The organism is Steroidobacter sp., assembly GCF_016790065.1.
Taxonomy (GTDB): Bacteria; Pseudomonadota; Gammaproteobacteria; order Steroidobacterales; family Steroidobacteraceae; genus Steroidobacter.
Window position 1 is genome coordinate 1 of the sequence record NZ_JAEUPY010000284.1, and the last position, 3,580, is coordinate 3,580.

General features: G+C 59.2%; 4 protein-coding genes. 1 reads left to right on the forward strand and 3 read right to left on the reverse strand.

The features are described from left to right. Positions 1–354: alpha/beta hydrolase fold domain-containing protein (locus JNL55_RS12125; RefSeq protein ID WP_293853139.1), on the reverse strand; the 354-nt coding region annotated here is incomplete at its 3' end. A gap of 141 nt (positions 355–495) precedes the next feature. On the opposite strand from JNL55_RS12125, the gene JNL55_RS12130 reads away from it, so the two are divergent. Further along, on the forward strand, positions 496–1,404 hold the full coding sequence (locus tag JNL55_RS12130; protein WP_293853140.1) for a GntR family transcriptional regulator: 909 nt from the start codon (positions 496–498) through the stop codon (positions 1,402–1,404). A 23-nt stretch (positions 1,405–1,427) separates the two neighbouring features. Here JNL55_RS12130 and JNL55_RS12135 read toward each other — a convergent pair whose 3' ends face one another. Then, a complete protein-coding gene (locus JNL55_RS12135; RefSeq protein ID WP_293853141.1) occupies positions 1,428–2,258 on the reverse strand; it encodes a hypothetical protein in 831 nt (276 codons plus the stop codon). Then, a partial coding sequence (locus JNL55_RS12140; RefSeq protein ID WP_293853142.1) for an amidohydrolase occupies positions 2,255–3,580 on the reverse strand: 1,326 nt, incomplete at its 5' end. The genes JNL55_RS12135 and JNL55_RS12140, both read right to left, overlap by 4 nt.

Consider the following 3,580-nt stretch of genomic DNA (forward strand, 5'->3'; position numbering starts at 1 on the left):
AAACTCAGGAAACAACACCCGGCAACGCAGCCGCTGCGCCAGCAATGCCGATTGCGCCGCGTAGCTTTCCGCGTCCCCCAGTACGAACCCTCCACCATGGAAATAGATCAGTAGAGGTAGCGCCTCACTCAGCGCTGTCCCCGGAGGCGCGTAAAGCCAAGCGGGAATGACACCATCGCTTGTGGGAATGCTGAGTTCGGTGGCAAGCACATCGCCGGCAAACTCGACGCCGCGCCCACGATATCGCTCGCGATAGGCACGGCGCGCCGTTTCGATTGGCGTCTGTTCCGGCCGTGGCGCGCCCAAGGCGCGCGCCTGCGCGATGGCGGTCTGAATCTGCGGATCTATTGGCACGCCATACCCGTTTGTTTTTTGTCTAATATAAAAACTTTATACGAGTGACCTATCGGAATGTCAACTGCGATTGCCTGGGCAGGCCGCGCGCAGCTATCCTGACACTGTTGTCAGTTTTCATGGACGCAAGGAACGTGGCGCATGCCGCGAGCAAAACCAATTCGTACCAAGCTCAGTAGCCTGCAAGCCAAGCTCGCCGGCCAGATCGTGGAATTCGCCCGTCAGAACGAGTTCGAGAAAGGCTCGCACCTGGTGGAAGAGAGCCTTGCCGCAGAGTTCGGCGTGTCACGCTCGCCCGTGCGTTTTTCGCTGTTTTATCTGCAGAAAATCGGCATCGTCGAGTTCCGTAGCAACCACGGATTCTTTCTCGCAGAGCACGGCCGCAACCTCAACTTGGCTGCGCTCGAGCTGCCCAAAGCCGATGAGCAGCAACTCTACGAAACCATCACTCGGGACCGGCTCAACGGCACGCTGCAGGACGCCGCGACCGAAGCCGATCTGATGCGGCGATATCGAGTCAATCGCGGTTTGCTGAGCCGTGTGCTGCTGCGCCTCTCCCAGGACGGCATTGCCCAACGGGGGGATGGCTACGGTTGGTTTTTTCTGCCGACATTCGACTCTCAGGCAGCCCACGATGAAAGCTACAGATTCCGTGAGGTGCTCGAACCCGCGGCGCTACTGCAACCCACCTTCAAGATCGATGAGAAGCATCTGGCGCGCGTCCGCAAGGTGCACGAGCAAATCGTTCTCAGCGGAGGCCGCAAACTCACGCAGGGAGAGATGGTGCAGATCAATGCCGAGTTTCACGAGATGATCGCCTCGTTCGCCGGTAACCGCTTCTTCCTGCAAGCAGCCGAGCAGCACAGCCGCTTGCGCCAGCTCATCGAACATCGCGCGTTGAGTCCCGAGCGTGCTGTCGAGTCGTGCAAGGAACACCTGGCCATCATGGACGCGCTCGATGGCGACCGCGAATGGGCCGCTTCGCTGATGCGTCGCCACCTGGAAGTTGCGCGCAAGATGCGGTGGCCAGCTGACCTGATCTCCAGATGAAGTCATTGATCGCGACGACTGGCTCAAGTAGCTGCGTGCGTGCCGGCCAGGACGGCGCCGAAGAAGCCGTGAACGTGCGTGATCAAGACATCCTGGCCGTACTCGTGCCCTACTCCCGGCACCAGATCGAAGCGCACCGATATGCCGTTGGCTGCAAAGTTGGCGGCGAGCGTGCGCAGTCGCTCGATTCGGTTGCTACCTGCGTCATTGATGCCAGGCAAATAGAATCGCGACTCCGGCTCGACCATCACATCTGGATTGGTATCCTCCGCACCGATGATCATCTGGACCTGAACCTGACGTAGCGCGGTCAGGTCGGGCTCGATTCCCAAGCTGGTTTGCATGTTGCCAGTCCCGACCCACCACGGCTTGCTCAAATCCAGCAACGTCACCAGGCCGGGCGCGCCGATGGATACAGCACGCAAGCGTTGCGGATGCAGGTACAGGAATCGATGTACAAACTGCCCGCCGCCGGAAAAGCCATACATCAGCACGCGCCCGGCATCGAGACGATAGAGGGCAGCAATCTGCTCGATCATCGCCAGCAGAATTCGATCGAAGCGGATGCCCCGGTATTCGATCAGCTTGTAGTTGTCGACATCAAGCGGATCGCCGATGCCCGCCGGAAACAACGGCGAGAGTACGATCGCGCGGTTCGCTTCGGCAAAGCTACGGAAACGATTACGCATGACCTGCGACTCTCGCAACGTGCCATGCACCGCGACCACCAGCGGCCACGCTTCTTTCGCTCCCTCATCGTAACTGTCTGGCACGTACATGCAGAACGAGAACCGCTCGTCGGCGGCGCATGCGAACTGCGCAGTCGCTCCGCGCTGGCTGGGTCGTAGCGTCATGGTGTTTCGAGCCGAGAAGTGCGCTCCGCCTGCACCGCCTGCCAATCGCCATGCACCGGGCGGCCGCCAAATAATGTCAACAGCACGCGGGTGTTACTAATTTCAGCAGGCTCGATCTGGAAGAGGTTGCGATCGAGTACGCCCAAGTCAGCCAACTTCCCAACCTCGAGCGATCCGGTGCGGTCATCCAAATGATTCACATAGGCGGCGTCGATGGTGTATCCCGCGATGGCCTGTTCCAGTGTGATGCGTTGCTCGGGCAAGAACGGCTCTCCAGACTCCGCAAACGGCGCGATGCGCGTCACAGCGACTTTAATCGCTTCGAGGGGATTCACTGACGTGACCATCCAGTCCGAGCCGAACAGCACACGCGCACCCGCTTTCATCACATTCTGAATTGCGTAAACCCGTTGCATTCGCTCCGGCCCGATACGCGGCGCCGTCATGTCTACAGCGTTGCTCGCATAGAACCAGCGTGGCTGAAAATTTGCGTTGACGTTGAGTTGCTTGAAACGAGGCAGATCGTCGGGATGCACCAGCTGCAAGTGTGCGATGTGATGTCGATTGTCCAGTTTGTCGCCATTGCGCTGGCGCGCATACTCGAACGCATCGAGCGCCTCGCGCACGGTGCCATCGCCGATGGCATGCACATGTACCTGGAAACCAGCTGCATCCAGCTGCGCGACAGCCTGTTTCAACACATCCGGACGCACCTGGGTCTCACCTTTAAAGCCTGGACGATCGCTGTAGTCATCCACGAGCGCGGCGGTGTGAGTGTCGATGATGCCGTCGAGCCGGATCTTGACTGTGTACGCATTGAGATCGGGCGAGGAGACGCGCTTGGCCGCCGCCTTGATCTCTTCGATTTGTTCCAGACCACGCTCCTTGTTCCAACGCAGCGCCAGTACCACGTGTGCATTGAGCTTGTCCTGCTCCAGCGCACGCCGATAGGTATCGAACATTTGATACGTATCGTTCGGATTGTATGACACCGATGCGTCCTGCCAGGCAGTGATGCCGAAACTATTCAAATATCGGCTGGTGAACTGCATGCCCTTTTCGATCCATTCCTTGCGCATCGGCGGAATGAATTTTGACACCAGCTGCGACGCCTCCTCTTGCAGACTGCCGATCGGCTCGCCCGTCTTGGGATCACGATCGATACGGCCGTTCGGCGGATCAGACGTCTGTTTAGTAATTTTTGCGATCTGCAACGCGCGTGAATTCACCCACGCGCCGTGCCCTTCCCGGTTTGACAGGTGAATGGGGCGGTCAGGCACCACCGCGTCGAGTAGCGCCTTGTCAGGAATGCCATTCGGCGG

Excerpts from the sequence above, each read along its gene's own strand:
- JNL55_RS12135 (WP_293853141.1), bottom strand. The coding sequence starts at position 2,258 with ATGACGCTACGACCCAGCCAGCGCGGAGCGACTGCGCAGTTCGCATGC.
- JNL55_RS12130 (WP_293853140.1), top strand. The coding sequence starts at position 496 with ATGCCGCGAGCAAAACCAATTCGTACCAAGCTCAGTAGCCTGCAAGCC.